Origin of the sequence: Alistipes intestinihominis (assembly GCF_040095975.1) — a bacterium.
Taxonomy (GTDB): Bacteria; Bacteroidota; Bacteroidia; order Bacteroidales; family Rikenellaceae; genus Alistipes; species Alistipes senegalensis.
Map to the genome: position 1 here is coordinate 1 of NZ_JBBMFL010000001.1, position 22,630 is coordinate 22,630.

Annotated in this window: 20 protein-coding genes; 2 read left to right on the forward strand and 18 right to left on the reverse strand. The window is 59.8% G+C overall.

What is annotated here, in order from left to right; all coding sequences use genetic code 11:
* The 8 genes from WMO46_RS00005 to WMO46_RS00040 form a co-directional block, all read right to left on the reverse strand.
* Positions 1 to 374 (reverse strand): glycerophosphodiester phosphodiesterase family protein (locus WMO46_RS00005; protein WP_349093520.1); only part of this gene is annotated, 374 nt, incomplete at its 3' end.
* A 97-nt stretch (positions 375 to 471) separates the two neighbouring features.
* On the reverse strand, positions 472 to 2,160 hold the full coding sequence (locus WMO46_RS00010; protein WP_349093522.1) for a DUF6528 family protein: 1,689 nt from the start codon (positions 2,158 to 2,160) through the stop codon (positions 472 to 474).
* The gene (locus WMO46_RS00015; protein WP_019151953.1) at positions 2,153 to 3,049 is read right to left on the reverse strand and encodes a sugar phosphate isomerase/epimerase family protein; all 897 of its coding nucleotides are present in this window, start codon (positions 3,047 to 3,049) and stop codon (positions 2,153 to 2,155) included. Before WMO46_RS00015 ends, WMO46_RS00010 begins: the two co-directional genes overlap by 8 nt.
* A 9-nt stretch (positions 3,050 to 3,058) precedes the next feature.
* Positions 3,059 to 5,080, reverse strand: a complete 2,022-nt coding sequence (locus WMO46_RS00020; RefSeq protein ID WP_349093524.1) for an outer membrane protein assembly factor BamB family protein — start codon at positions 5,078 to 5,080, stop codon at positions 3,059 to 3,061.
* 24 nt (positions 5,081 to 5,104) lie between these two features.
* The gene (locus WMO46_RS00025) at positions 5,105 to 6,493 is read right to left on the reverse strand and encodes a RagB/SusD family nutrient uptake outer membrane protein (RefSeq protein WP_242493136.1); all 1,389 of its coding nucleotides are present in this window, start codon (positions 6,491 to 6,493) and stop codon (positions 5,105 to 5,107) included.
* Positions 6,494 to 6,511: 18 nt separating this feature from the next.
* Complete coding sequence (locus WMO46_RS00030) at positions 6,512 to 9,931, reverse strand: SusC/RagA family TonB-linked outer membrane protein (protein WP_349093526.1); 3,420 nt, start codon at positions 9,929 to 9,931, stop codon at positions 6,512 to 6,514.
* Positions 9,932 to 10,032: 101 nt separating this feature from the next.
* Positions 10,033 to 11,010, reverse strand: coding sequence for a FecR family protein (locus tag WMO46_RS00035; protein WP_019151958.1), 978 nt, complete (start codon positions 11,008 to 11,010; stop codon positions 10,033 to 10,035).
* Between the two features lie 28 nt (positions 11,011 to 11,038).
* A complete protein-coding gene (locus WMO46_RS00040) occupies positions 11,039 to 11,386 on the reverse strand; it encodes a BACON domain-containing protein (RefSeq protein WP_019151959.1) in 348 nt (115 codons plus the stop codon).
* Between the two features lie 187 nt (positions 11,387 to 11,573).
* Between WMO46_RS00040 and WMO46_RS00045 the strand changes: the two genes are divergently transcribed.
* Entirely contained in the window at positions 11,574 to 12,125 is a 552-nt protein-coding gene (locus tag WMO46_RS00045) for an RNA polymerase sigma-70 factor (protein WP_019151960.1), read from the forward strand.
* A gap of 63 nt (positions 12,126 to 12,188) precedes the next feature.
* On the opposite strand, the gene recJ is transcribed toward WMO46_RS00045, so the two are convergent.
* The 5 genes from recJ to WMO46_RS00070 all read right to left on the reverse strand — a co-directional run bounded on the left by recJ (position 12,189) and on the right by WMO46_RS00070 (position 18,219).
* A complete protein-coding gene (gene recJ / locus WMO46_RS00050; protein ID WP_195498164.1) occupies positions 12,189 to 13,955 on the reverse strand; it encodes a single-stranded-DNA-specific exonuclease RecJ in 1,767 nt (588 codons plus the stop codon).
* A 163-nt stretch (positions 13,956 to 14,118) separates the two neighbouring features.
* Positions 14,119 to 14,829: a lipoyl(octanoyl) transferase LipB gene (lipB, locus tag WMO46_RS00055; protein WP_349093529.1), complete on the reverse strand. Its 711-nt coding sequence runs from the start codon at positions 14,827 to 14,829 to the stop codon at positions 14,119 to 14,121.
* A 2-nt stretch (positions 14,830 to 14,831) separates the two neighbouring features.
* Positions 14,832 to 15,713 carry a lipoyl synthase gene (lipA, locus tag WMO46_RS00060; protein WP_019151970.1) on the reverse strand — a complete coding sequence of 294 codons (882 nt, stop codon included), beginning with the start codon at positions 15,711 to 15,713 and terminating at the stop codon, positions 14,832 to 14,834.
* A 417-nt stretch (positions 15,714 to 16,130) separates the two neighbouring features.
* Complete coding sequence (locus WMO46_RS00065; protein WP_026076770.1) at positions 16,131 to 17,057, reverse strand: AraC family transcriptional regulator; 927 nt, start codon at positions 17,055 to 17,057, stop codon at positions 16,131 to 16,133.
* 148 nt (positions 17,058 to 17,205) lie between these two features.
* Positions 17,206 to 18,219 carry a hypothetical protein gene (locus tag WMO46_RS00070; RefSeq protein ID WP_349093532.1) on the reverse strand — a complete coding sequence of 338 codons (1,014 nt, stop codon included), beginning with the start codon at positions 18,217 to 18,219 and terminating at the stop codon, positions 17,206 to 17,208.
* Positions 18,220 to 18,283: 64 nt separating this feature from the next.
* Between WMO46_RS00070 and WMO46_RS00075 the strand changes: the two genes are divergently transcribed.
* On the forward strand, positions 18,284 to 18,883 hold the full coding sequence (locus WMO46_RS00075) for a ribonuclease HII (protein WP_019151973.1): 600 nt from the start codon (positions 18,284 to 18,286) through the stop codon (positions 18,881 to 18,883).
* 51 nt (positions 18,884 to 18,934) lie between these two features.
* On the opposite strand, the gene WMO46_RS00080 is transcribed toward WMO46_RS00075, so the two are convergent.
* From WMO46_RS00080 to WMO46_RS00100, 5 genes are all read right to left on the reverse strand, one after another.
* Positions 18,935 to 19,405: an ExbD/TolR family protein gene (locus WMO46_RS00080; RefSeq protein ID WP_026076771.1), complete on the reverse strand. Its 471-nt coding sequence runs from the start codon at positions 19,403 to 19,405 to the stop codon at positions 18,935 to 18,937.
* Between the two features lie 3 nt (positions 19,406 to 19,408).
* Positions 19,409 to 20,014: an ExbD/TolR family protein gene (locus WMO46_RS00085; RefSeq protein WP_019151975.1), complete on the reverse strand. Its 606-nt coding sequence runs from the start codon at positions 20,012 to 20,014 to the stop codon at positions 19,409 to 19,411.
* A 13-nt stretch (positions 20,015 to 20,027) separates the two neighbouring features.
* On the reverse strand, positions 20,028 to 20,447 hold the full coding sequence (locus WMO46_RS00090) for a hypothetical protein (RefSeq protein WP_026076772.1): 420 nt from the start codon (positions 20,445 to 20,447) through the stop codon (positions 20,028 to 20,030).
* Positions 20,448 to 20,483: 36 nt separating this feature from the next.
* Complete coding sequence (locus WMO46_RS00095; RefSeq protein WP_129650998.1) at positions 20,484 to 21,236, reverse strand: MotA/TolQ/ExbB proton channel family protein; 753 nt, start codon at positions 21,234 to 21,236, stop codon at positions 20,484 to 20,486.
* Between the two features lie 359 nt (positions 21,237 to 21,595).
* On the reverse strand, positions 21,596 to 22,624 hold the full coding sequence (locus tag WMO46_RS00100; protein ID WP_129650996.1) for an asparaginase: 1,029 nt from the start codon (positions 22,622 to 22,624) through the stop codon (positions 21,596 to 21,598).
* Positions 22,625 to 22,630 lie beyond the last annotated feature (6 nt).

Sequence of the window (22,630 nt, forward strand, 5' to 3'; positions counted from 1 at the left end):
GCTACGCCGTGGCCCGATTTGAGGAAACACCGTTGGACGGAGTCATAGGGGATTTCGGCGATGAGACCTTTGCCCGTCGTCGTGCGGTTCAGCGTCCGGTCGTGGCAGACCACCAGCACGCTGTCGGAGGTCAGCGCAAGGTCGATCTCCACGATGTCGGCGCCCATGCCGATCACCGACCCGATGGCCGCCAGGGAGTTTTCGGGATAGTTGCGCCAGTCGCCGCGGTGGCAGGCGACGAGGACTTTCCGCGAGGAGGGGTTGTGGATCTCAGCCACGATGCCTTCGGCCCGGCTGGCGGGGACGGAAGCGGGTCGGGAACAGGAGGTTTGCAGGAGCAACAGCCCCGAGAGAAGAATGAGCAGTTTTTTCATGGATCGTTGGGTTTGAAGTCAATAATGCGGTGAATGTAATGAGAAAATCGTGTATTCGCGTTGACATACACGATTTTCTGCCGAAGTCCGTTCCGCGCTACCAGTTCATCACGCGGACCTTGTACATATCCAGGTCGGGAACCTTGATCGTCCGTGTCTCCGTCGAGGCGTTCTTGTCCGTGGAGTAGCGGATGGTCTGCGTTGACCACGACTGCGAGCCCTCGGGGTTGGTGGAGTCCGTGTACCACAGTTCGCCCGTTTCGTCGTTGTAGTTGATCGACTTGATCGCCGTCGATGCGGCGAAGAGCGTCATTTCGGTGAACTGGTTGGCGCCGATGTCGTAGAGATAGGCCCGGCGTCCGCCGATGCAGAGCGTGTTCGAATTGACGTAGCTCATGTCGTGCAGACCTCCCTGGGGCGTCTGTACGGTCTTTTCCAGTTCGAGCGACGGGGCTGCCGTCTCCCAGTCTTTGAGTTTGTAGATCTGGAGGCTCTGGCCGCCGATCGCATAGAGACGCTGGGTCGTCTCGTTCCACACGACGCCGTGCGCCGAACCGAGTGTCGATTGGTGGAGAATCAGGTTGGGCTGCGAAATGTCGTAGAGCTGCACCGAGTTGTTGCCCGCGCCGCTGCCGTCCGAGCAGGCCACGACGATGCGGTTGCCGGGCAGCAGTTCCGCCGAGTGGGCGTTGGGCGTCGCCGTGGTGTGGAACAGCACCTCTTTCGTGGCGATGTCGAGCAGCACGCACCAGTTGTAGGAGCTGGTGCACAGGAGTTTCTTGCCGTTGTCCACCGGCTTGCAGTCGTCGAGATGGTTGCAGCGGCTCTTGTCCAGCCCGAGCACGGAGGCAGCTTCGGTCGCGTCCCAGCTCCACGTGACCGCATCCTTGTAGGTGGTCTCGTCGGCCAGTCCGGCGTCGATCATGTAGACCATGTTGTCGCCGCAGAAGACCAGTTCGGTCACGAAACTCGAACGGGCGTCGTCGGTGTCGTGCTTGCCTCCGGCCTCCAGGGTCACGGGCTCCGTCTTCCCGACCGAGAACGAATTGCCGTCGGTGTCGGTGAGGGTCACGGTGTAGCCCTGCGACAGGGTTACGGGGGCGATCATTACGGGTATCAGCTGCGTCTCTTTCGAACAGTCGAGGGGTGCGGGCAGCGTCACGGTGATCGTCTGCGCCGATGCCGATGCCGACCAGTCGTCGATGCCGATCGTGAGCTCTCCGGCGATCCCCTCGCCGCCGTTGGCCTTTACGACCGCCTTGCCGATCGAGTAGTTGCCCTTCTTCACGCTGACGTACATCGTGCAGAAGAGGTTCGTCAGCTCCATGCTGCAACCTTCGTAGGCATTGACCCGCGCCGTGGCCTTGCCGGCGAGGATCGGGGCGACTGCGCCCGTCTGCTCCGTGGGAACGACGGTTTTCAGCGTGCCGTTCTCACAGCGGAGGCCGGCGTCCGAGGGCCAGAAAGCGACGACCGTCGAGGCCGCATACTGCGGCGCGTCGAGCGTGAAGAGGAAGAGCGATTTTTGCGATCCCGACTGGATCGGCGCCGCATAGACGGCCTCCGGGGCGTTTCGGTCCGCGACGAACATCCCGGCCTTGTCGCTTTTGCTCCAGGTGGGCAGCGTCGTCGCTCCCTTGTCGTTGTAGTATTTCGTCAGCGTCAGGGTGGTCTTCGACGCGATTTCGCGGGGCGCATCGTCGTCGTTCGAGCAGCCCGCGACGAGGAGTCCCGTTCCGGCGCAGAGCAGCAGAACCCGGAACAGGCGGTTTTTTATCTTATTCATGGTTTTGTGCATTTTGGGTGGGTTGTTTTTTCGTTTTGCCGCAGATGACCTCCTTGTAGGCTTTCACGACGTTTGCGGGCGTGGCGTTCTCCCCGGCGCGGACCTCGTGCATGAAGACCCCCTTGTAGCCCGACGCACGCAGGCGGCGGAGGAAGTCGGGCCAGTCGATGACGCCCTCGCCCGGCAGCCAGTGGCGTTCGTCCCGGCGGTCGTAGTCCGAGGCGTGGATCGTGCCGATGCGGCTGCCCACGTTCTCGAAGAAGCGGGCGTGCTCCTCCTGGAGCAGGTGGTTCGAGTCGAAGCACACCATCACCTCGGGGAAGTCGCCGATCAGCCGCATGATTTCGTCCGAATTGCGGCCCAGACAGGTGCGGGGCAGGTTCTCGACGCAGAGCACCGCGCCGATCCCTTTGGCGGCCAGCGCGAGGCGGCCGATGGAGTTGGCGGAGTTTTGCAGGCGGGTTTCGCGCTCCTCGTCGGAGATCGGCTCCGAACTGGGATGCAGCACCAGCCGCTGCGGGTGGAAGATCTCCGCCAGGCGGATCATCCGCTCCATCAGCAGGACGTTTTCTTCGCGCCGCTGCGGATCGAGCACCGAGATGTCGAGCGTGCGGCTGAAAGGCAGGTGGCACGACCAGACCGTGAGCCCGGCCTCGTCGAGCATCGCCTTGACGCGGTAGGCGCGGGTGTAGCACTCGTTCTCGGGGGCGTTGCGCCAGAAGTAGTTGAAGACGACCTCCACGTGGTCGATGCCCGCGGCTTTGATCTGCGCGAGTTTTTCGGGCTCGGGGACCTTCACCATGCCGAGCGATACGCCCACGGGGTATTCGGCCCGGGCGGCTCCGGCGGCCAGCAGGAGCGCTGCCATTATGAACAGTAGTTTTTTCATCGCTTCCTCCTATTTTACGCAGCACGATCCGCAGATGTCGCCGCCGTGGGTGCTCCAGCCCGATGCGCGTTCGCCGCCGACGTATTTGCCGACGAACATGCCGTTCTGGTCGGCGTTGCCGATGAATGCCGAGTAGAACACGCCGTCGAGGTAGTTGTTGCCGCCCATCTGGCGCTGCGCCGCGGCGGTGGCTCCCGTATAGCTCCACGAGTCGAGGACCCTGCCGTCGGCATCGAAGATGTAGGACGTGTTGGTCGTCTGTCCCGCCGTGATGTAGAACCGGTTCTCGGAGTCTACGCACGGGTGGGAGTAGTTGTAGGTGTTGCTGACGGGCGTTCCGGTGTGGACGTGTTCCCAGTTGACGGCCGAGAGATCGCCCTTGACGTTGTAGACCGAACCGTTCTTCGATCCCGCGAAGACCGAGCCGTTGGGGGCCACGACGGGTTCGTAGATGGTGTTGGGGTTGGTCGTGCCGGCCAGCAGCGGGGTTTTCGCCGTGTGCGTCGTCAGATCGACCGCGCCGATGTAACCGCTTGCGGCTCCGAAATAGGCCAGCGTCTTGTCGCTGCTGACGGCGAATCCGGTGATGTCGGACATCTTGCAGCCCAGCGCCACCTTGGCGATTTGCTCGCCGGTTTCGGTATCGACGAAGAAGGCGTTGTTCTCGGCGCCGATCAGCAGTTCGTTGCCGTTGACCAGCAGGCCGCCTCCGGCGACGCCCGCGGCGAAGCTCCAGATCTTCTGCCCCGATGCGGCGTCGATGGCGAACGTGTTGCCGCTCTTGTCGCAGATATAGACGGCCGTTCCGGCGGCGTTGACGGCCGGGGCGGCGCTCTGCATCGAGCCGGCTTCGGCGAAGGTCCACTTCAGCTTGCCCTCCTGCGTGACGGCGTAGAACTGTCCGGCGGTTTGCGTGCCGTAGTAGATGTCGCCCGTTACGGGGTTCACGGTGAGCATGTTGTAGCTGCCGGTGTTGGCCGACGGCACGTAGCGCCACTTCTCATTGCCCGTTGCGATGTCGAAGGCGTAGAGGGCCGAGAGTTTGTTGAAGGTGACGATGTAGACGGTCTTTCCGTCGGGCGAGAACACCGGGCAGGTGCCCTTGAATCCGTTGTAGTTCGAGCCGTCCTGCGCCCAGTCGGTGTTGAAGATGACGTATTCGCGGATCTCGACTTCGAGGGTCCACGAACGGGCGTTGCCGTCGATCGTGGCGCTCAGCTTCACGGTCTGCGTGCCGACCGTGCCCAGTCCGTATTTCACGACGGTTCCCTCCTTGACGACATCGCCCGGGAAGGTCCACTTGACATCGGTGGCCGTCGGGTAGTCTTCGGTGTTGAACGTGAAGGTGATCGGCTGGTTCTTGGCCGCCTGGTCGCGGTCGAGGATGTAGGGGATCGCCAGCGTCGGCATCGCCTTGGCGGTGGCCGGCTCCGAAGCGCCCTTTTCGTAGTTGGCCGCCAGCGAGAAGTAGTAGTTCTTGTCGTTGGTCAGCCCTTCGAGCTTCACGCTCGTCGCGTCCTTGTCGAGCGTCTGTTGTTCGACATTGTCGGGCGTGTCCTCGTTGTAGTAGGAGAGCGTGTAGGAGAGCACCGTCGTCGCGGGCTTGGTCCACGCGAGGCTCACGAACGAATCGCCCGCATCGACCGTCAGGTCGGTGACCGGGAAGCGCGTCGTGGCGGGCCGGCCGACGACGGCGACGTAGTTCGAGACGAGTTTTCCGTAGACCGCCTGCACGTAGAAGGTGTACTGCGTGCCGTTGACGAGTCCGTCGATCGTGCAGTTCATCTCGCCGTCCGTGCGCAGGGTGACCGTTTCCGAATCGGTGTTGGTGTAGTAGACGATGAAGTCCGTCGGATTCCAGCCTTCGGGCAGGCTCCAGGCGAGCTGCACCTCCTCGTCGCCCGGAGTGGCGGTGAGATCGGTGACCTGGCGGCGGGCCGCTCCGGCTTCGGGAATATCCTCACTCCAGCATGCGGTGAGGCCCGCGGCGATGAACGATGTCAGCAAAAGGTCGATTACTATCTTTTTCATGCTTGTTCTGACTTAAGTGGTTGGTTAATTGAAACCGGGATTCTGCCACAGAATCGACGGGTTGTTCACGATTTCGATCTGGCTCTGCGGGATCGGGAAGATCAGGTTGTGCGCGTCGAGCGAGTAGCCCAGTCCGCGGAAATAATCGACGGCCAGCCCCAGCCGCACGAGGTCGAACCAGCGGTGGCCTTCGAGGGCGAATTCGCGGCCCCGTTCGTCGGCCAGCTCGCGGCGGAACTCCGCCAGGCTTTTGACCTCGTCGGTCGTCAGTTCGTCGAGTCCGGCCCGCACGCGGGTTTTGTTGAGCCACACCAGCGCGTCGTCCAGACTGCCGCCCGATTCGGCCAGCGCCTCGGCGTACATCAGCACCACGTCGGCATAGCGCAGGTGCGGGAAGTCGTTGCCCACCTGATCCGTGTAGGTCGCGTCGTAGGTGTCGTACCATTTGTTCATGGCGAAGAGGTTGCTCGAAATCTTGGTGTAGGTGCTGATCAGCGGCAGGCGGTTGTCCTTCTCGCCGTCGTAGATCGCCTTGAATTCGGGTGTCGGGTTGCGGATGTCGGCCAGCACCTCCGTGTTGGCGCTGTACCAGTATCCGTGGCCGTTGTCGTTGGTCTTGTTGTAGTAGAGCGCGAAGATGATCTCCTTGTTCATCTTGTTGCTCACGTCGAAGACCCTTTTCGTCGTCGTCTCCAGCCCGTAGGCGGTGTTCTTCATCGCCTCTTCGAGGACGGTCTTGGCCTCGGCGGGCTTGCCGAACGTGAGGTAGACCTTCGCCAGCAGCGTGTAGGCCGCGATGTTCGCCACGCGGGCCTTTTCCGACCCGGGGGTTGACGGCAGCAGGCGCGCAGCCTCCGAGAGGTCCTCGGTCAGCAGGGTGTACATCTCCTCCTCCGTGCAGCGGGGGATGAGCTTGGCGGCCGCCGGGGCCACGACAGTGCGGGCGATGGGCACCACGCCGAAAACGCGGTAGAGGTTGAAATACCACCACGACCGCAGGAACAGACATTCGCCGCGGTATTTGTCGTAGTTGGCGATCTTGGCCCCGGCCAGGTGGTCGAGCACGTCGTTGCAGCGGTAGATGCCGTTGTACCAGGCGTCCCAGATGTCGTTCAGAATGCCGTTGCTGGCCGTTTCGGCGAAATTGTCGATGTCGTAGCGGTCCTGCGTCGATACGGCCATCGACTCGAGTATGTTCTCGTCGCTGCGGTAGCCGATCTCCGTGAGGTGGAAGCTCATCTGCGTCTTGAGCTTGTAGTAGCAGGCCGCCACCCCTTGGTTGAAATCGTCGTCGGTCTTATAGAAGTTGCCTTCGGTGATGTTGTTGCTCGGGTACTGTTCGAAGAAACTTTCGCCGCACGAGCCCAGGCCCAGTGCGAGGAGTCCCAGCGCAAGGATATGTTTCGGTTTCATGGTCATCGTCATTTTTGATTACAGGTTGAAGTTCACACCGACGCTGAACGTGCGCGACAGCGGGTAGGAGCAGTAGTCCTCGCCCGGACGCAGGGCGTCGGTCGAGCGTTTGTTGACCTCGGGGTTGTAGCCGGTATAGTCGGTCCACGTGAAGAGGTTCGTGCCCTGCACGTAGATGCGCAGCTTCGAGATGCCGGCCTTGCGGGTCCATTTGTCGGGGAAGGTGTATCCCAGCGAGAGGTTTTGCAGACGCAGGTAGGAGCCGTCTTCGAGGTGGAACGTCGAGGTGCAGGCGCCGTTGTTGCCGCTCGACTTACGGGTGGCGCGGTTCAGCTCGCCGTAGGGGTAGCGTTGCAGCGACTCCTTCATCATGTTCGACGAAGCCTCCATGTTGAGCAGGTAGCGGCGTTCGAGGTTCAGGATCTCGTTGCCGTAGACGCCCTGGAAGTTGGCCGCCAGGTCGAGGCCCTTCCAGGAGAGGTTGACCGAGAAGCCGTAGTAGAAATCGGGCATGTAGTTGCCCACGATCACGCGGTCGGCGTCCTTTTCGAGAATGCCGTTGCCGTTGGCATCGACGAAGCGGAAGTCGCCGACAGTCGTGGTGTCGAAGTGGGGATAGGAATCCAGCTCCTCCTGATTGTGGAAGATGCCGTCCTGCACGAGCAGGTAGTAGCAGCCGACGGGCTGGCCGACGCGCGTGAGGTAGTAGCCGCCGGCGTAGGAGGACTCCTTGATGATGTCGGCGTTCTCGTCGCCGAGGCTCAGCACCTTGTTGCGGTTGAGCGACCAGTTGGCGGCGAAGGCGTAGGAGAAGTCGCCGAAGCTGCGCCGCGAAGTGAGCGCCAGCTCGATACCCCGGTTCTGCATCGAACCGATGTTGACGTTCGACGAGGTGAGGCCCGACACCGACGAAACCGGAACGTCGAACAGCATGTCGGTGGTCTTCGAGTAGTAGTAGTCGGCGGTGAATCCGAGGGTGCCGCGCCACAGGCTGACATCCAGACCGATGTTGTACTGCGTGTTCTTCTCCCAGCCCAGATCGTTGTTGGCGATCTGCGAGGGATAGACCTGCGAGGTGAGTCCGTTGCCGAGATCGATGTTCGTCATGCCGTAGAGGGCCAGGTACTCCGAGTTGCCGATCTGGGCGTTTCCGGTCTGACCCACGCTGGCGCGGAGTTTCAGGTCGTCGAGCCATTTCACGTTGCGCAGGAAGCTCTCGTCGCTCACGCGCCAGCCCACGGAGGCTGCCGGGAAATAACCCCACCGGGTGTTGGGGGCGAAGCGCGACGAACCGTCGCCGCGGATCGACGCCGAAACCATGTAACGCCCCTTGTAGGAGTACTGCGCACGCACGAGCCACGAAGCGAAGGTGTAGGCGTACTTGTTGTTGTAGGTCTCCGTCAGGTCGATGGTCTTGCCCTTCGTGGTGCGGATCTTGTCGTCGCCCTTGACCCCCGTGCCGACGATCTGCGAGGTCTGGATGCTCTCTTTTTCGGCTTCGTAGACCGCCACGGCGTTGATCGAGTGGTCGCCGAAGGTGCGGTTGAAGGAGAGCTGGTTGGAGATCGTCCAGTGGAAGTAGGACTGCATGTTGTTCTGCGCCTTGGGGTCCGACGGGGCGTCGAGATACTTGAGGCCGCGCAGGGGGATGTACGACGGACGGTAGTAGTTGCGGATGTAGGAGTAGTAGTCGCCGCCGGCCGTGAACTTGTACTCCAGTCCCTTGACGAACTCATAGGAGACGTAGGCGTTGCCCAGGATGTTGATCTTCTCGCGCACGTCGTCGATTTCGAGCGCCAGCGCCACGGGGTTGAGCACCTCGTTGGTCTGGGTGTCCCAGCTGTTGACGCGCAGGAATCCGTTCATGTCCCAGTTGTAGGAGCCGTCGGCGTTGTAGACCGGGAAGACCGGGGGCGCCATCAGCGCCGAGGCGATCACGCCGTCGCCGTTGTACTGCGTGTCGGAGGAGATGTAGTTGGTCTTCGAATAGGAGGGCGAGAAGCTGACGCCGTATTTCAGCCGGTTGCGCTTGCCGTCGATGTTGGCCCGCAGGCTGTAACGTTCGAAATCCGAGCCGATGATCGTACCTTCGCGGTAGAGGTAGTTGGCGCCGACGTAGTAGCCCAGCGTCTTGGTGCGGCCCGAAACCGACACGGAGTGCTTGGTCGAGTAGGCCGTGCGGAAGATGGCGTCCTGCCAGTCGGTGTCGGTCATCGTGCCGGTCTTGTCCTGGAGGTAGGCCGTGATGAGCGGATCGACGCGGTGGTAGGTCTGGGGACGGTCCTCGTAGGGGTCGTCGATCGAACCCGTCGGGACGTTGAACAGATAGGCGCCGTCGCGGGCCTCCTTGAAAATCGTTGCGAATTCGTAAGCGTCGAGCATGTCGATCGTCTTCGAGACGTTCGAGACGCTGAACTGGCCGTCGTAGCTCACGACGGGGCGTTCGCCCGTGCCGCGCTTGGTCGTGATGAGGATGACGCCGCACGAGCCGCGCGAACCGTAGATCGCCGCCGCCGAGGCGTCCTTGAGCACTTCGAGGCTCTCGATGTCGCTGCTTTCGAGGTTCGAGAAGGCCCGGGCGTCGCACGGAACGCCGTCGATGACGTAGAGCGGGTCGTTGCCCGACGTGGCCGACTGGATGCCGCGGATGCGGATCGAGACGTTGCCGTCGGGCTGGCCGCCCAGCGTGAGCACCTGCACGCCCGGCATCTTGGCGGCCATGGCGTCGCGGAAGTCGGCCGTCGGCATGTCGGCGAAATCCTCGGCCTTGATCGACGAGATGGCCGTCGTCACGTCGCGCTTGTTCTGCACGCCGTAGCCCACGACCACCACGTTGTCCATGGCGATCGCCTCGCTTTTCAGCGTAACGTCGGCCTGCGTCTGGCCCTCGGAGAGCGCCACTTCGACCTTGTTGTAGCCGATGAGCGAGTAGACCAGCACGGCGTCGGCCTGCCGGATGTCGATGGCGTATTCGCCGGCGGCATTGGTCGCCGTGCCCGTCGTGGTGCCTTTCAGGATGACGGTGGCGCCGATCACCGGCGCGCCGCTTTCGTCGGTCACGCGGCCCTTCACCGTGCGTCCGGCGTCAGCGGCCGGGCGGGTCTGCGATTCCCCCCCCCGTTTGGCTGTGAGGACGATTTTCAATCCCTTAACTTCCATATTCACATTGGGAAGCACCTCGGCGACGATCGAGGCGATGCTGCGGTTGACGGCCTTCACCGACACCCGTTTGTCGGGGTTGATGTCGGCGTCGATGTAGGCGAACGTGTACTGGCTGTTGGCTTCGATGCGCTGCAACAGCTCCTTGATGGTAACGTTCTTCGCATCGACGGTGACGGTCGGGACCTGGGCCGAAGCCGTGGCGGCCGACACCGCGCAGAGGAGGAGCGCCAGCCACAGATGCCGGCAGATCCTTTTCAAAACGTTGAGTTCATTCATGATAGTTTCGGTTTGTGTTTGGTTCGATTTTTCAAATGGAAAGGTATGCCGGAGCCTCTCGTTGCAGGAGGTTTCGGAACAGACCGTCTATGTTACAGGCTTTATCTCTGGGTGATCAGAACGCGGTTGCCGTCTATGCGGTAGCGGATCGACATCAGCGAGGACATCACCTCCATGAGGTCTTCCAGCGGTTCGTGGCAGACGACCAGCGACAGTCGTTTTTCGGGAGAGATGTTCGACGAGAGGGAGATTTCGATGTTGTATCTCCGTTCGAGGTTGATGACGATGTCTTTCAGCGGCGTGTTGTCGAAGATCAGACGCGGCGAGAACCACTGGCTGTAATTCCGGGCATCGACCTTCTCGACGCAGGCGCGCTTCGAAAGCCGGTCGAGCGAGAACCGCTCGTCGGGACGCAGCGTCACGGGCCTCCGGAGATGCTCTCCGGAGATCTTCACCGAGCCGCTTTTGAGCACCACCTCCTCGCTCGATCCGAACGCATAGTTCATGGCGTCGAACGAGGTGCCCAGCACCTCGACCTGCAAGTCGTTCATGCTGACGCGGAACGGCCGCAGCGTGTCTTTACGCACTTCGAAGAACGCTTCGCCCGTCAGGGCCACGTCGCGGGTCCTGCCCGAGAAATCCGCATTGTATTTCAACCGGCTTTCGCCGTTGAGCCACACCTTCGTCCCGTCGGGCAGGGTGAACTCCCCGACATGTCCCTTGGCGGTCAGCAGCGTGACCTCCTTCTCGGGTGCGAGCGTCTGCGTGGCGGCGAAATAGCCCCCGAGGAATACCAGCACGACGGCGGCGGCCATACCTGCGTAGCGCAGGACGCGGCGCGGAAGCGTGCGGACCCGGCTTGCGCGGATCGACGCCCGGAGCCGTTCGAGTCCCCTGCGGTCCTCCTCTTCCGAGACGGGCGCCGCATGGTTTTCCCAGATGTCCCACAGGATTTCGTCGATGCCGGAGTCGTGTTCCCGGGCCAGCATCCAGCGCTCGAACTGCTGCCGGATCTCTTCCGGGGTCTCTGGATGACGGAATATGTAGTCGATGATTCGCTTGCGTTCCGTTTTGTTCATCGTGTGCCGGTTTTTGGAGGGCTGCGGTTTATTGCGCTTTCTGCGTCAGGGTGTAGGTTTCCGAATAGGTTCCGGCCTCGAAGACGACCCGGCCGGTGCGCGGTGCGCCCGTGTCGTTGGCTCCGAAGCCGAGGTGGACGGCGAAAATGCCCTTCTCGCCTCCCGAAAGGGGTTCGACCGTGATCCAGTCGTCGCCTGTGGCCTTCCAGCCGCAGGTGGTGTAGATCGTCACGGACTGCGTGCCGGCAGCGGCTTCCACCGTGCCCGACGTGCTGTGCATGTAGAGACTGTCGGGGGCCGACGGATCGTCGTCCTTGCAACCGCCCGCCAGACATGCGCATAACAGGACCGCAATGAATAGTAGCTGTTTTTTCATTTTAGTTTTTCAGGTTAAAAGGTTGTTTTAGGAGCCGGTTCCATAGATAAGACAACTTACCGGCAGCGATGGCCAGTCAGTTCGTACAATTTTTTTTATATTTCCGCCGGTCTGTTAAAAAGTCGTGAAAAAAGGGCGAAAGATTTTTAATTTGTTCGCTTAAAATCTATATTTGCACTGACCGATTATGGATTGCGACGAACATATCATCCTGAAAAAACTCCGTGACGGGGATTCCGAAGCGCTGGACATCCTTTACCTGCGTTATGCCTCCAAGGTCCGCGATTTCGCCTTCCGGCTGCTCAAGGACCGGACCGACGCCGAAGATGTCACGCATGATATTTTCCTGAAAATCTGGGAGCAGCGCCGGGGGCTCGGGAACATCCTGTCGTTCCGCGGCTATCTGTTCCGCATGACGCGCAACGCCGTTTTCAATGCCTACAAGCACCGGCAGGTGGAGTATAAATACCAGGCTGAGGCCGGGGCTGCGGAGAGTCCCGCCGCGCCTCAGACCGACGACCGCGTGTCAACGGCCGATCTGTTGGAGATGATCGACCTGGCCGTCCGCAACATGCCCGAGCAGCGGCGGCGGGTTTTCTGCATGAGCCGTTACGAGAACATGTCCTACAACGATATTGCCGAGGCGCTCAACATCAGCCCCAAGACCGTGCAGTATCACATTTCGGGTGCGCTGGCCGAGTTGCGCAAACTGCTCTCGGCGATGGCGTTTTTCATATAGCCTGCCGAAACGGAAAGGGCGGACCCTCGTAAGGGTCCGCCTTTTTTTCGTTTCCGGCGCGAATTACCGGTTCAGGACCGGTTTGATGTCCTTGACGCGGAGCTGGGTGGTCACCGTGCCCCGGTAGTGGTTCTCGACGATTTGGTAGCAAACGTCGATCGGACGCCCCGAGCGCACCCATTCGTAGTGCGTGGGCTGCTGGAAGGCGATGGCCTGAATCTTCGTGTTGGGCTTCTGACGCTGCATCAGATCCATGCGCAGGTGTTCGCACTCCATGCCGACGAGCTTCGCGTCGCCGTGGTTGCTGACCCCGTACGTGGCGAATACCGGCGCCGTGTTGCCCGGCCCGAAGGGCTGGAAGCGGTTCAGGTCCTTGCGGAACGCCGGCGTGATGTCCGAGAAGAGCAGCTCGCTGTCGATGTCCACCTGCGGAACGAGCATCTGCGGGTCGATGTTCTCCTCGACAAAGGCGTTGAACCGCCGGGTGAACTCCCCGACGTTTTCCGGACGCATCGTGAGCCCTGCGGCGTACATGTGTCCGCCGAAGTTCTCCAGCAGGTCCGAGCACGACTCGACGGCCTGATAGAGGTCGAATCCCGGCACCGAACGCGCCGAGCCGGTCACATAGCCGTTGCTCATCGTCAGCACCACCGTCGGGCGGTAGTAGGTCTCGATCAGGCGCGACGCCACGATCCCCACGATGCCCTTCATCCAGCGCGGGTTGTAGATCACCGTGCTTTTCAGAGCCTTCATGGCGGGGTTGCGCTCGATGAAATCGTGCGCCTCCTGCGTGACGGAGCGGTCGATCGACTTGCGGTCCTGGTTGTAGGCGTCGATCACGCTGCCGAACTCCTCGGCGATCGACTCGTTGCCCTCGATCAACAGCTCCACGGCGGCGTGTCCGCCCGAGGGCGAGGCGTTCTCGTCGTTCTCGTCCATCCGCATCCGGCCGGCGGCGTTGATGCGCGGCCCGATCTTGAAGACGATGTCGTCGATGGTGATGCTGTGCTTGTCCAGTCCGCAGATCTTGATGATCGACAGCAGCCCTTTCGACGGCTCGCGGTTGAGGTATTTCAGCCCGAAATAGGCCAGAATACGGTTCTCGCCCACCAGCGGCACGATGTCCGAGGCGATCGACACGACCAGCAGGTCCAGCAGCGGCACGATCTGCTCGAAGGGGATGGCGTTTTTCTGCGCATAGGCTTGCACGAGCTTGAATCCCACGCCGCAGCCCGACAGTTCGTCGAACGGGTAGGAGCAATCGACCCGCTTGGGGTCCAGAACGGCTACGGCCTTGGGAATCTCCTCGGCCGGGAGGTGATGGTCGCAGATGATGAAATCCACGCCTTTCGTTTTCGCATAGACAATCTTTTCCGTGGCTTTGATGCCGCAGTCCAGGGCGATGATGAGCCCCACGCCCTTGCGGGCTGCGAGGTCGATGCCTTTGATCGAAATACCGTAACCTTCGGTATAACGGTCGGGGATGTAGAACATCAGGTTTTTGTGCCCGATCTGGCGCAGGAACTTGTAAACCAGCGCGACGGCCGTGCAGCCGTCCACGTCGTAGTCGCCGTAAACCATGATCTTCTCATTGTTCGCAACGGCCCGTTCGACCCGCTCGACCGCCCGGTCCATGTCCTTCATCAGGAAAGGATCGTGCAGGTCGGCGAGGCTCGGCTTAAAGAACTTCTCCGCCTTTTCTACATTGTCTATGCCTCTTTGTACGAGCAGGTTGGCCAGCACGGGCGAGATCCGCAGAGCGGCAGCCAACATGGCTACCGTCGCGGGGTCGCCTTGCGGCTTTACTACCCAGCGTTTTTCTATAGGCATACGAATTATTATTTATATATTTTAACATTACTTTCTAATTACCGTTATTACGTCTTTATATCGTTTCGGCACTCTCTGCCGCTGTTGTCGCTGCCTTCGGCAGCGTTTGCAAATGTTGACCGGCTAAAAGCCGGCTTTTGGAGGCGATGCCCGGTTGCGCGGCTCAGAAGTCCGCCGCAATTTTGCAGCGCAATGCCGCGGCCAGTTTCCTGACAACCGTGTGCTTCACCTCCTGCATCGACGGTCGCAATCCCGTTTCCGATGCAATCGACGTGACGCCCCGGTCGGTAAACCCGCAGGGGTTGATGCGCGTGAACCATTCGAGGTCGGTCGAGACGTTCAGCGCGAACCCGTGCATGGTAATAAAACGCGAAGAACGCACGCCTATTGCGCAGATCTTGCGCGGACGCCTGCCCTCGGGGTCGATCCAGACCCCCGAAGCCCCTGCGATGCGTCCCGCCGCGATGCCGTATTCGGCCACCGTGCGGATCACCGCCTCCTCCAGCGTGTCGATGTACTCCCTCAGCCCGATGCCGATGCGCTCCAGATCGAGGATCGGATAGCAGACCAGCTGCCCGGGGCCGTGGAAGGTGATGTCGCCGCCGCGGTCGATGTGAAAGAACCGTGCGCCCATCGCTTCGAGCGCTTCGCGGGCCACGAGCAGGTTTTCGGCGTGCCCGCTTTTGCCCAGCGTGTAGACCGGCGGATGCTCCACCAGCAGGATCGTGCCCGCATCGTCCGGGTTGTTTCCGATGCCCGGAACAGGGCTCGAACCCGCACTTTTCCGGGCGACCGACGCGTCGAACAAAGACTGCTGCAAATCCCAGCACTCCTTGTAGTCCATCGTTCCGAGGTCCCGGCAGGAGACTTCCATCGCTACAAACTTTTTACGCTTTGCAGGGCCTCTTCAGCCATGTACGACGAGCGGACCAGCGGCGCGCTCGCGCAGTAGCTGAAACCCATTTCCAGCGCCCGGAGTCTGTACCATTCGAATTTTTCGGGAGTGATATACGCCGCAACGGGGTAATGCTCCAGAGTGGGACGGAGGTACTGACCGAGTGTCACGATCCGCACGCCCGCGTCGCGCAGGTCGTGCAGGGTTTGTAAAACTTCATCATCGCTCTCGCCAAGTCCGACCATCAGTCCGCTCTTCGTCACGACGCCCTGATCGCTCAGGTACCGCAGGGTCTCCAGGCTCGTACGGTACTTGGCTCTGGAGCGCACCACGGGGGTCAGTCGCTCGACGGTTTCGATGTTGTGCCCGATGATACCGGGCTTCGACGCGATGACCACGTCCAAAAGGTCGGGCCGTGCGTCCAAATCGGGAATAAGGAGCTCAATTACGGCGTCGCTGTTCTGCGACCGGATGGCCTCCACGGTTGCGGCCCAATGCCGGGCTCCGCCGTCGGGGAGGTCGTCGCGCGTCACGGAGGTTACGACGACATACCTCAGTTTCATCAGGGCGACGCTTTCGGCCACCTTTCGGGGCTCTTCGGCGTCGGGAGCAAGGGGATGTCCGGTTTTGGTCGCGCAGAAGCGGCAGCCCCGGGTACAGATGTCTCCCAGAATCATGAAGGTCGCGGTTCTCCGGCTCCAGCACTCGGCCTGATTGGGGCACATGCCGCTGCTGCAAATCGTGTGCAGATTGTGCTTCTCGACGATGTGCCGCACCTCGGACCATTCGGGGGTGCGGTGGAGACGGATCTTCAACCATCCGGGTTTTTTCAGTACGTCTACCTTGTCATAAAACTTCGGCATTTAAGATCATTATTTTCCAATTGATGCAAAAATAAGAAAAATAATTGAAAAACCCCGTGATGATGCCAATTATTGTTCCGGATCTGCGCCCGCCCGGCTAAAAGCCGGGTTTTAGGGTGCGGAAGTAATGTTTCGTCGCTGCCCATCCGGTTCTGCGCCTGCCGTCTGAGAGGCGTTTTTTGTACCTATCCCCTTCCACCAAACAGAAAAGAGGTCGGACACCTGCCGGTATCGGACCTCTCTGGTTAGGTTAGTTAGGTTAATGAGAGTGGGAGAATCCCACGTTTGTTACACAAAGGTAAATCGAAATTTACGAAAAACCAAATGTTTTGTAACATTTTTCTAAAACCTGACCTCCTTTTGTTTATAGTTTATAATTAAAATTTTTAAGATACCTCCGAATTCATAAGTTTTTGATTAAAGCGCCTCGCGCATTTCCACGGCCTCCGGAGCCTCCTGCAACGCCGGCTGCGGCTCGGATGTCAGCGACGAAATATGGCGGTGGCGGTACGTGGCGGGCGTCATCTGGTACTCCTTCTTGAAGAGTTTGATGAAATGCGAGGTGTTGGGGAAGGTGCATTCGTTGCCGATTTCCGAGATGGATTTCGACGTGGAGATGAGCAGCAGACGCGAGTGCATGAGCCGCTGGCGGATGTACCACTTGTGAGGCGGCATCTGGAAATGGCGGCGGAATTCCTTCTTGAACGATGTCAGCGAACGGTTGGTGAGCTTCGAGAGCTCTTCGATCGAGATGTCCTTGAAGATATGGTCGTAAATGATCTGCTCGAAGTTCTCCTTGGCGGAATCGACGTTGCTGAGCAGCTTGCTCTTGATGCAGCAATCCTCGTGCGAGGCGAGCAGGTAGATCAATTCGGTCATCTTGATGTTCTCGGCCGTCTCGTCGTGGCGGAAGTCCTCGTCGCGCAGATAGTTGTTGGTGTTGATGAAAAAGTTGCGCAGCGAGTTCCAGGCGGGCATGGCCACATGCGACCGGTTGCGGCAGTTTTCGCACGAATGTTCGTTCGAAATGTTCAGTCCGTAGGTGATGTTCAGGTGCATGAGGATGCGTTGCAGGTCGGCCGGCGTGTAATAAAAGAGCACCTGCTCGAACGGCTGGCCTCCTTCGGGGAAGTTCTCGATGTAGTGGTGTCCGATGCCCAGGTAAAACACGTCGCCGCGCGAAAGTGTCTGGCGCTTATCGCCGTCATAGATGTACTTCGTGCCGCGGAGGATGTACCCGATGGCATAACGCGAAAGGACTTGCGATTGGATTCCGTTGTGAAGCGTCTCTACGTACTTCACGATCATCGGCTGTTGTACCGATGAAGTCAATGAATTCTTCATACTAATTGTAATTTAAGTTTTTCTGAACAAAGCGTTGCGTCACTCATGTTCGTTCTCAAATATACAATTAATACTTTTTAATCTACTATATAAAATAGCACATTTGGGCATAAATACCCAAATAGGACGTTTTGTGTTATGTTCTAAACTAAATAGAATATCGCAAGACGGCTTCGGCTACGGCAGAGGCGAGCAATAGCAGGTATAGAAGCAGGGCGATACCCCGGTGGATTCGTACGAACATGAAGGGTAACAGCACGGCTGACGGCAGGGCTGCGAAGGCCGCGGCACCCGGGGTTGCGGCGGGTCCGCACAGCACGGCGGCGGTCAGGACGAGGACGCTTATATTATATATAAGTATCGTCCGGGATTTGGTCCCGACGGCGTAGATGTCCGAGAGAAAAAAGAGCAGTGCCAACAGATCGAGGACGAAAATGCCGCCCAGCAGGACGAGATTCCGGAGAGGTACTGCCGAGAGGAGCGCGAAGGGCTTTCCGGTGATGAACGGGTCGCCCAGGGCCATGAGCGGGGCCAGGAACTCTCCTCCGGCGCCCCAGTTGATGTAGCAGATCGTAAAGGCCGGGAGGAGCACTCCCGCGATGGCGACGACGGCTTCGCGCAGCGTGCGCCGGAAGAGCAGGACGGCCGGCGGCAGTATCAGTAGCAGCGGCAGTGCGGCGGTGCTGACGAATGGCAGCAGTCCGAGGTAGAGCGACGCCCGGAAGATGGCGTCGAAGCCGTATCCGTTGCAGAACGAACGGGCGAAATTCTTGACCGAGAGCGCCAGCAGGGCCGCGGCAGTGAACGCCGGCAGGTAGTCGCTCCCGACGGCGAGCCCGCAGACGATGGCGCCGTAGAGCGGGATGGCGAGGCAGGTGCCGACCGAATAGAGGTTGTAGCGAATGGTCATCCGGCCGGCGCACATGCCCGTGAAGAGGATCAGCAGGCCCGCGATCCAGCGTGCCCATACGGGATGCGACGCCTGGAATTGGAGCAGCGCAGCTTCGGGGGACACCGCGGTTGCGGGATGAATCGCCGCGGCGCCGTTCAGCAGCGCCGGGTCGAGGCCGTATTCCGCCGCTCCCCGCATCGCGGCGTAGGCGAGTGCGGCGAGAGTCAGAAAAGCCGGAACGAGCGGCTGCCGGGCGATGTCGAATTTCATAACGGGAATTTTCCTCGCTGCAAAATTAGCGAAAAAAGCCGGAATATTTTCTAACTTTGCTTCTATGTTGGAAAACCAGTATCAATACGAGCTCCGGGAGGCGGGGTGCGACGAGGCCGGGCGGGGGTGTCTGGCCGGGCCGGTGTTTGCGGCGGCGGTGATCCTTCCGCCGGATTTTCACGATCCGCTGCTCAACGATTCGAAGCAGATGACCGAGCGTAACCGCGACAAGCTGCGGGCGATCATCGAGCGCGAGGCCGTGGCATGGGCCGTCGAGGCGGTTTCAGCGGCCCGGATCGACGAGATCAACATTCTGAACGCCTCGTTCGAGGGGATGTCGCTGGCCGCGGCGCGGCTCGATCCCGGGCCGGAATTCCTGGCTATCGACGGCAACCGGTTCCGCACGCGGCTCGAAATCCCTTACCGCTGCATTGTCAAGGGCGACGGCAAATATGCCGACATCGCCGCCGCGTCGGTTCTTGCCAAGACCCACCGCGACGAGTATATGATGCGTCTGGCGGAGGAGTTCCCCCAATACGGCTGGATGAAGAACAAGGGCTACCCGACGCGCGAACACCGGCTGGCGATCCGCGAATACGGCCTTACGCCCCATCACCGGCTGACGTTCAACCACGAGATCGACCAGCTGGAATTCCCCTTCTGAAACGAAAAGAGCAGGCCCGAAGCCTGCTCTTTTTCAAATGAATTCCCCGGATCAGTATCCCAGCGACTTGGAGGCCGCATAGGATATTTTCAGGGCGTTGGCCCGGCGAAGCTCCTGCTTCACGTCGGTCACGATACCCATCTTCGTGGCCTGGTCGGCCTTCAGGCAGATGGTCATCGAGGCACGGTCGGCTTCGCTGAGCTTATCGCGCTCTGCGGCGACGAAGTCCAGAATATCCCGGGTCGATTTGTAGGAGTCGTTCAACTGGATGCGCGGCGCGGTACCGAACTTTGCCTGCATCGTCATCGACGGGGGGCCGATGTGGATGAAGCTGACGAGCGATTTCTTCTCGAGCTTCTGCACCTCGGTGGCCTCCGGAAGTTTGTATCTCACCAGCAGTTCCTGATCGCGCATGGTCGTCGAGACCATGAAGAAGAAGAGGATCATGAAGATCACGTCAGGAAGCGATGCGGTCGAGATAGGGGGCAGACCTTTGTTGCCCTTCTTTTTCATTACTGCCATGACTTACTTCTTTATGTTACGCGGTTCCGCCTCCGAGATTTTCAGAGGCACTGCCTTCGATATCACATTGCGCTGCTCCTCGGGAAGGTCCGAGAATTTGGCGCCGAATTTACGCTGTGCCACTTCGTCACGCACCTCGTTGAAAGCGCGCGTGAGTTCGTTCTGCACCATGATATAGGACTGATAGCCCGTATCGCGGGTCGTTTGCAGCGAAACGACGCCTTCGCTCACGGGATAGACCCATTTGCTGCCGTCGGGGAGATCGATGTCCCTGTTCACCTTTTCGGGAAGGTTCTCGTCGTCCATCGGGTTTACGATGAACTCCTTGGTCCTCTCCGTCAGCTGATGCAGATCGATCGGTTCCTGCTTGCCCGAAGCTCCTGCCATGATGTCGCCCCTGCCGTTGATGAACACCAGGAAGAGGTTGCGTTCCTTGACCTTGATGTCCTCCTGTTTCTGATCCTCAGGGGGCATCGGCGGGAGCATACGCACCAAACCCGTGTCCGTGTTCATGGTAGTGGCGACCAGGAAGAAAATGAGCAGCAGGAAGGCGATGTCGGCCATCGAACCGGCATTGATCTCCTGTACTTTTCTTTTATCTACTGCCATTATCTTTCCTCAATTATTTGAAAGCGCCCCAGATCTCGGTCGCTACGGCCGTCACGAAAGCGGCGACGAATGCGACGTAGGTAACGAGGATGCTCGTTTCGGTGATTACGGTTTCAGTGTGGCCGAAGAACCCGTTGTTCTGGAGATCGACGATGTTCACCGTGTGGCCTGCCGAGATGAAATACGACACGCCCACGATTACGATGATCAACCCCAGCGACAGGATGGTTCCCTTGATGCCTGCCGGGTTCTGGATCATTCCGAAGACGGCGCAGAAGATGGCTGCCGCAACCGCGAACACGAGGAGGAAATAACCCCACATCAGGTTCACGCTGATCGCAGCCTCCGAGCCGCCGGTGGCGATCGCGTAGACCAGAAGGACCACGGTGATTGCCATCAGAACACCCAGCAATACGTTCAATATCTTTTTCATAATTGCTTTTGACTTTTTAATCTTATCCGCGGTGGATTATTTCTTGTTGTAAGCCGTCAGGATATCCATCAGCGTGATGGACGAATCCTCCATATCGTTCACGAGCGAGTCGATCTTCGAAACGATATAGTTGTAGAACAGCTGAAGAATAACCGCAGCGATAAGACCCATGAGGGTCGTCAGAAGGGCGACTTTGATACCGCCTGCAACGAGCGTCGGGCTGATATCGCCGGCAGCCTGGATGGCGTCGAACGCCGCGATCATACCGACGACGGTACCCATGAATCCGAGCATCGGGCTGAGGGCGATGAACAGGCCGATCCACGACAGACCCGATTCCATCTGGCCGGTCTGAACCGAACCGTAGGAAACGACAGCCTTCTCAACGGCGTCCAGACCCTGGTCGTAGCGGTCCAGACCCTGATAGTAGATCGAGGCGATCGGGCCGCGGGTGTTGCGGCAAACCTCCTTGGCAGCCTCGACGCCGCCGTTCTGGAGAGCCTCTTCGACCTTGGCGATGAGTTTCTTCGAGTTGATCGTCGAGAGCGACAGGTAGAGGATACGCTCGATGGCTACGGCCAAACCGATCACCAAGCAGAGGAGCACCGGAAGCATCCACTCCCAGCCGCCTTCGAGGAACTTCTGCATCATGACGTGGTGCAGGCTGTCGCCGGCCATCTGGGTTTCGGCGACAACCGTTTCGGTTGCGACAGCAGCATCCTGTGCGAACGCACTAACGGTACCCAGTACGGACAGGGCAGCCGACGGAATCAAAAAAAGTTTTTTCATAGTTGTGTTAGATAAAATAAATTTGATTAGTTGAATTTTTATTTGTTGAGTTTTGGTTTCTTCCCCTCGCGGCCGTTCCGCGATTCGATCGGTTCTTACTGTTGCTTATTTTTTTGTAAAAAAATCATTTTTTTTGTCTTTTACGACTCCTGCGGGGGCCTTTCGTAATTCGGAACGCCTCCTGCGGACCGTTTCCGCACGTGCGACCGAATCCCGGACAATTCATCCCGAATTCGCTCAATCGTTTGCAGTTCAATCGTTTGCCTCGCTTTCTGCCTCCGCTGCCGCTGGTGTTTCGTTGCGGAAGGGATACATTAGCAGTGCGAAATATAGAAAAAAAAATCGTTTCGTGCAACGTCTCACGCCGTAAATTCTCCGCGCAGGGGTTTGCGGAGCATTGCGCGCGTTTCGTCGTCGGAGAGTCCCAGCCCGAGCACGTACATCAATTTGGTGACGGCGGCTTCGGTGGTCATGTCGTAGCCGCACAGGACTCCGGTTTTCTGGAGTTTCAGTCCGGTTTCGTAGAGCTCCATCGAAACCCGGCCGCCGCCGCACTGCGTGATGTTGAGGATGATGATCCCGCGATCGACGGCCTCCTGCACGATGCGGATGAACCATTCGGAGGTGGGGGCGTTGCCTGCGCCGTAGGTTTCGAGCACCACGGCCCGCAGTCCGGGGGCCGAGAGCATGGCCCGCAGCATCTCCCCGCCCATTCCCGGGAAGAGTTTGATGAGCTCGATGCCTCCGGAGAGCTTCGTGGCGATGCGCAGCTCCTGCGAAAACTCCGCGGGGCGCAGGATCGCCGGCAGGTTGTAGGCGATGTTGACCCCGACTTCGGCCAGCGGCGGGTAGTTGTACGACCGGAAGGCGCTCAGGGCCTCGGCGCTGCGCTTGGTGGTGCGGTTGGCGCGGAAGAGCCGGTTTTGGAAATAGAGCGACACTTCGGGAACCACGGGCCGGCCGTCGAGATGCGCTCCGGCGATTTCGATGGCCGTGATGAGGTTCTCGCGCCCGTCGGTGCGCAACACGCCGATCGGGATCTGGCTCCCGGTGAAAACCACCGGTTTGCTGAGGTTTTCGAGCATGAAACTCAGCGCCGAGGCCGTGTAGGACATGGTGTCGGTGCCGTGCAGCACCACGAAACCGTCGTAACGGGCGTAGTTGTCGCGGATGAGTTCGGCCAGGGCGATCCAGTGGGCCGGTTCGACGTTCGACGAGTCGATCACGGGCGACACGGTGTGCACGTCGATGTCTACGTTGAGGCGTTTCAGCGAGGGAAATTCGTCGTAGATGGCGCTGAAATCGAAGGGCACCAGCGCCCCGGTGACGGCGTCGGTCTTCATGCCGATGGTTCCGCCCGTGTAGATGATCAGGATGGATGAACGCATATAGGG

Excerpts from the sequence above, each read along its gene's own strand:
- WMO46_RS00010 (WP_349093522.1), bottom strand. The coding sequence starts at position 2,160 with ATGAATAAGATAAAAAACCGCCTGTTCCGGGTTCTGCTGCTCTGCGCC.
- WMO46_RS00015 (WP_019151953.1), bottom strand. The coding sequence starts at position 3,049 with ATGAAAAAACTACTGTTCATAATGGCAGCGCTCCTGCTGGCCGCCGGA.
- WMO46_RS00020 (WP_349093524.1), bottom strand. The coding sequence starts at position 5,080 with ATGAAAAAGATAGTAATCGACCTTTTGCTGACATCGTTCATCGCCGCG.
- WMO46_RS00025 (WP_242493136.1), bottom strand. The coding sequence starts at position 6,493 with ATGAAACCGAAACATATCCTTGCGCTGGGACTCCTCGCACTGGGCCTG.
- WMO46_RS00030 (WP_349093526.1), bottom strand. The coding sequence starts at position 9,931 with ATGAATGAACTCAACGTTTTGAAAAGGATCTGCCGGCATCTGTGGCTG.
- WMO46_RS00035 (WP_019151958.1), bottom strand. The coding sequence starts at position 11,010 with ATGAACAAAACGGAACGCAAGCGAATCATCGACTACATATTCCGTCAT.
- WMO46_RS00040 (WP_019151959.1), bottom strand. The coding sequence starts at position 11,386 with ATGAAAAAACAGCTACTATTCATTGCGGTCCTGTTATGCGCATGTCTG.
- WMO46_RS00045 (WP_019151960.1), top strand. The coding sequence starts at position 11,574 with ATGGATTGCGACGAACATATCATCCTGAAAAAACTCCGTGACGGGGAT.
- recJ (WP_195498164.1), bottom strand. The coding sequence starts at position 13,955 with ATGCCTATAGAAAAACGCTGGGTAGTAAAGCCGCAAGGCGACCCCGCG.
- lipB (WP_349093529.1), bottom strand. The coding sequence starts at position 14,829 with ATGGAAGTCTCCTGCCGGGACCTCGGAACGATGGACTACAAGGAGTGC.
- lipA (WP_019151970.1), bottom strand. The coding sequence starts at position 15,713 with ATGCCGAAGTTTTATGACAAGGTAGACGTACTGAAAAAACCCGGATGG.
- WMO46_RS00065 (WP_026076770.1), bottom strand. The coding sequence starts at position 17,057 with ATGAAGAATTCATTGACTTCATCGGTACAACAGCCGATGATCGTGAAG.
- WMO46_RS00070 (WP_349093532.1), bottom strand. The coding sequence starts at position 18,219 with ATGAAATTCGACATCGCCCGGCAGCCGCTCGTTCCGGCTTTTCTGACT.
- WMO46_RS00075 (WP_019151973.1), top strand. The coding sequence starts at position 18,284 with ATGTTGGAAAACCAGTATCAATACGAGCTCCGGGAGGCGGGGTGCGAC.
- WMO46_RS00080 (WP_026076771.1), bottom strand. The coding sequence starts at position 19,405 with ATGGCAGTAATGAAAAAGAAGGGCAACAAAGGTCTGCCCCCTATCTCG.
- WMO46_RS00085 (WP_019151975.1), bottom strand. The coding sequence starts at position 20,014 with ATGGCAGTAGATAAAAGAAAAGTACAGGAGATCAATGCCGGTTCGATG.
- WMO46_RS00090 (WP_026076772.1), bottom strand. The coding sequence starts at position 20,447 with ATGAAAAAGATATTGAACGTATTGCTGGGTGTTCTGATGGCAATCACC.
- WMO46_RS00095 (WP_129650998.1), bottom strand. The coding sequence starts at position 21,236 with ATGAAAAAACTTTTTTTGATTCCGTCGGCTGCCCTGTCCGTACTGGGT.
- WMO46_RS00100 (WP_129650996.1), bottom strand. The coding sequence starts at position 22,624 with ATGCGTTCATCCATCCTGATCATCTACACGGGCGGAACCATCGGCATG.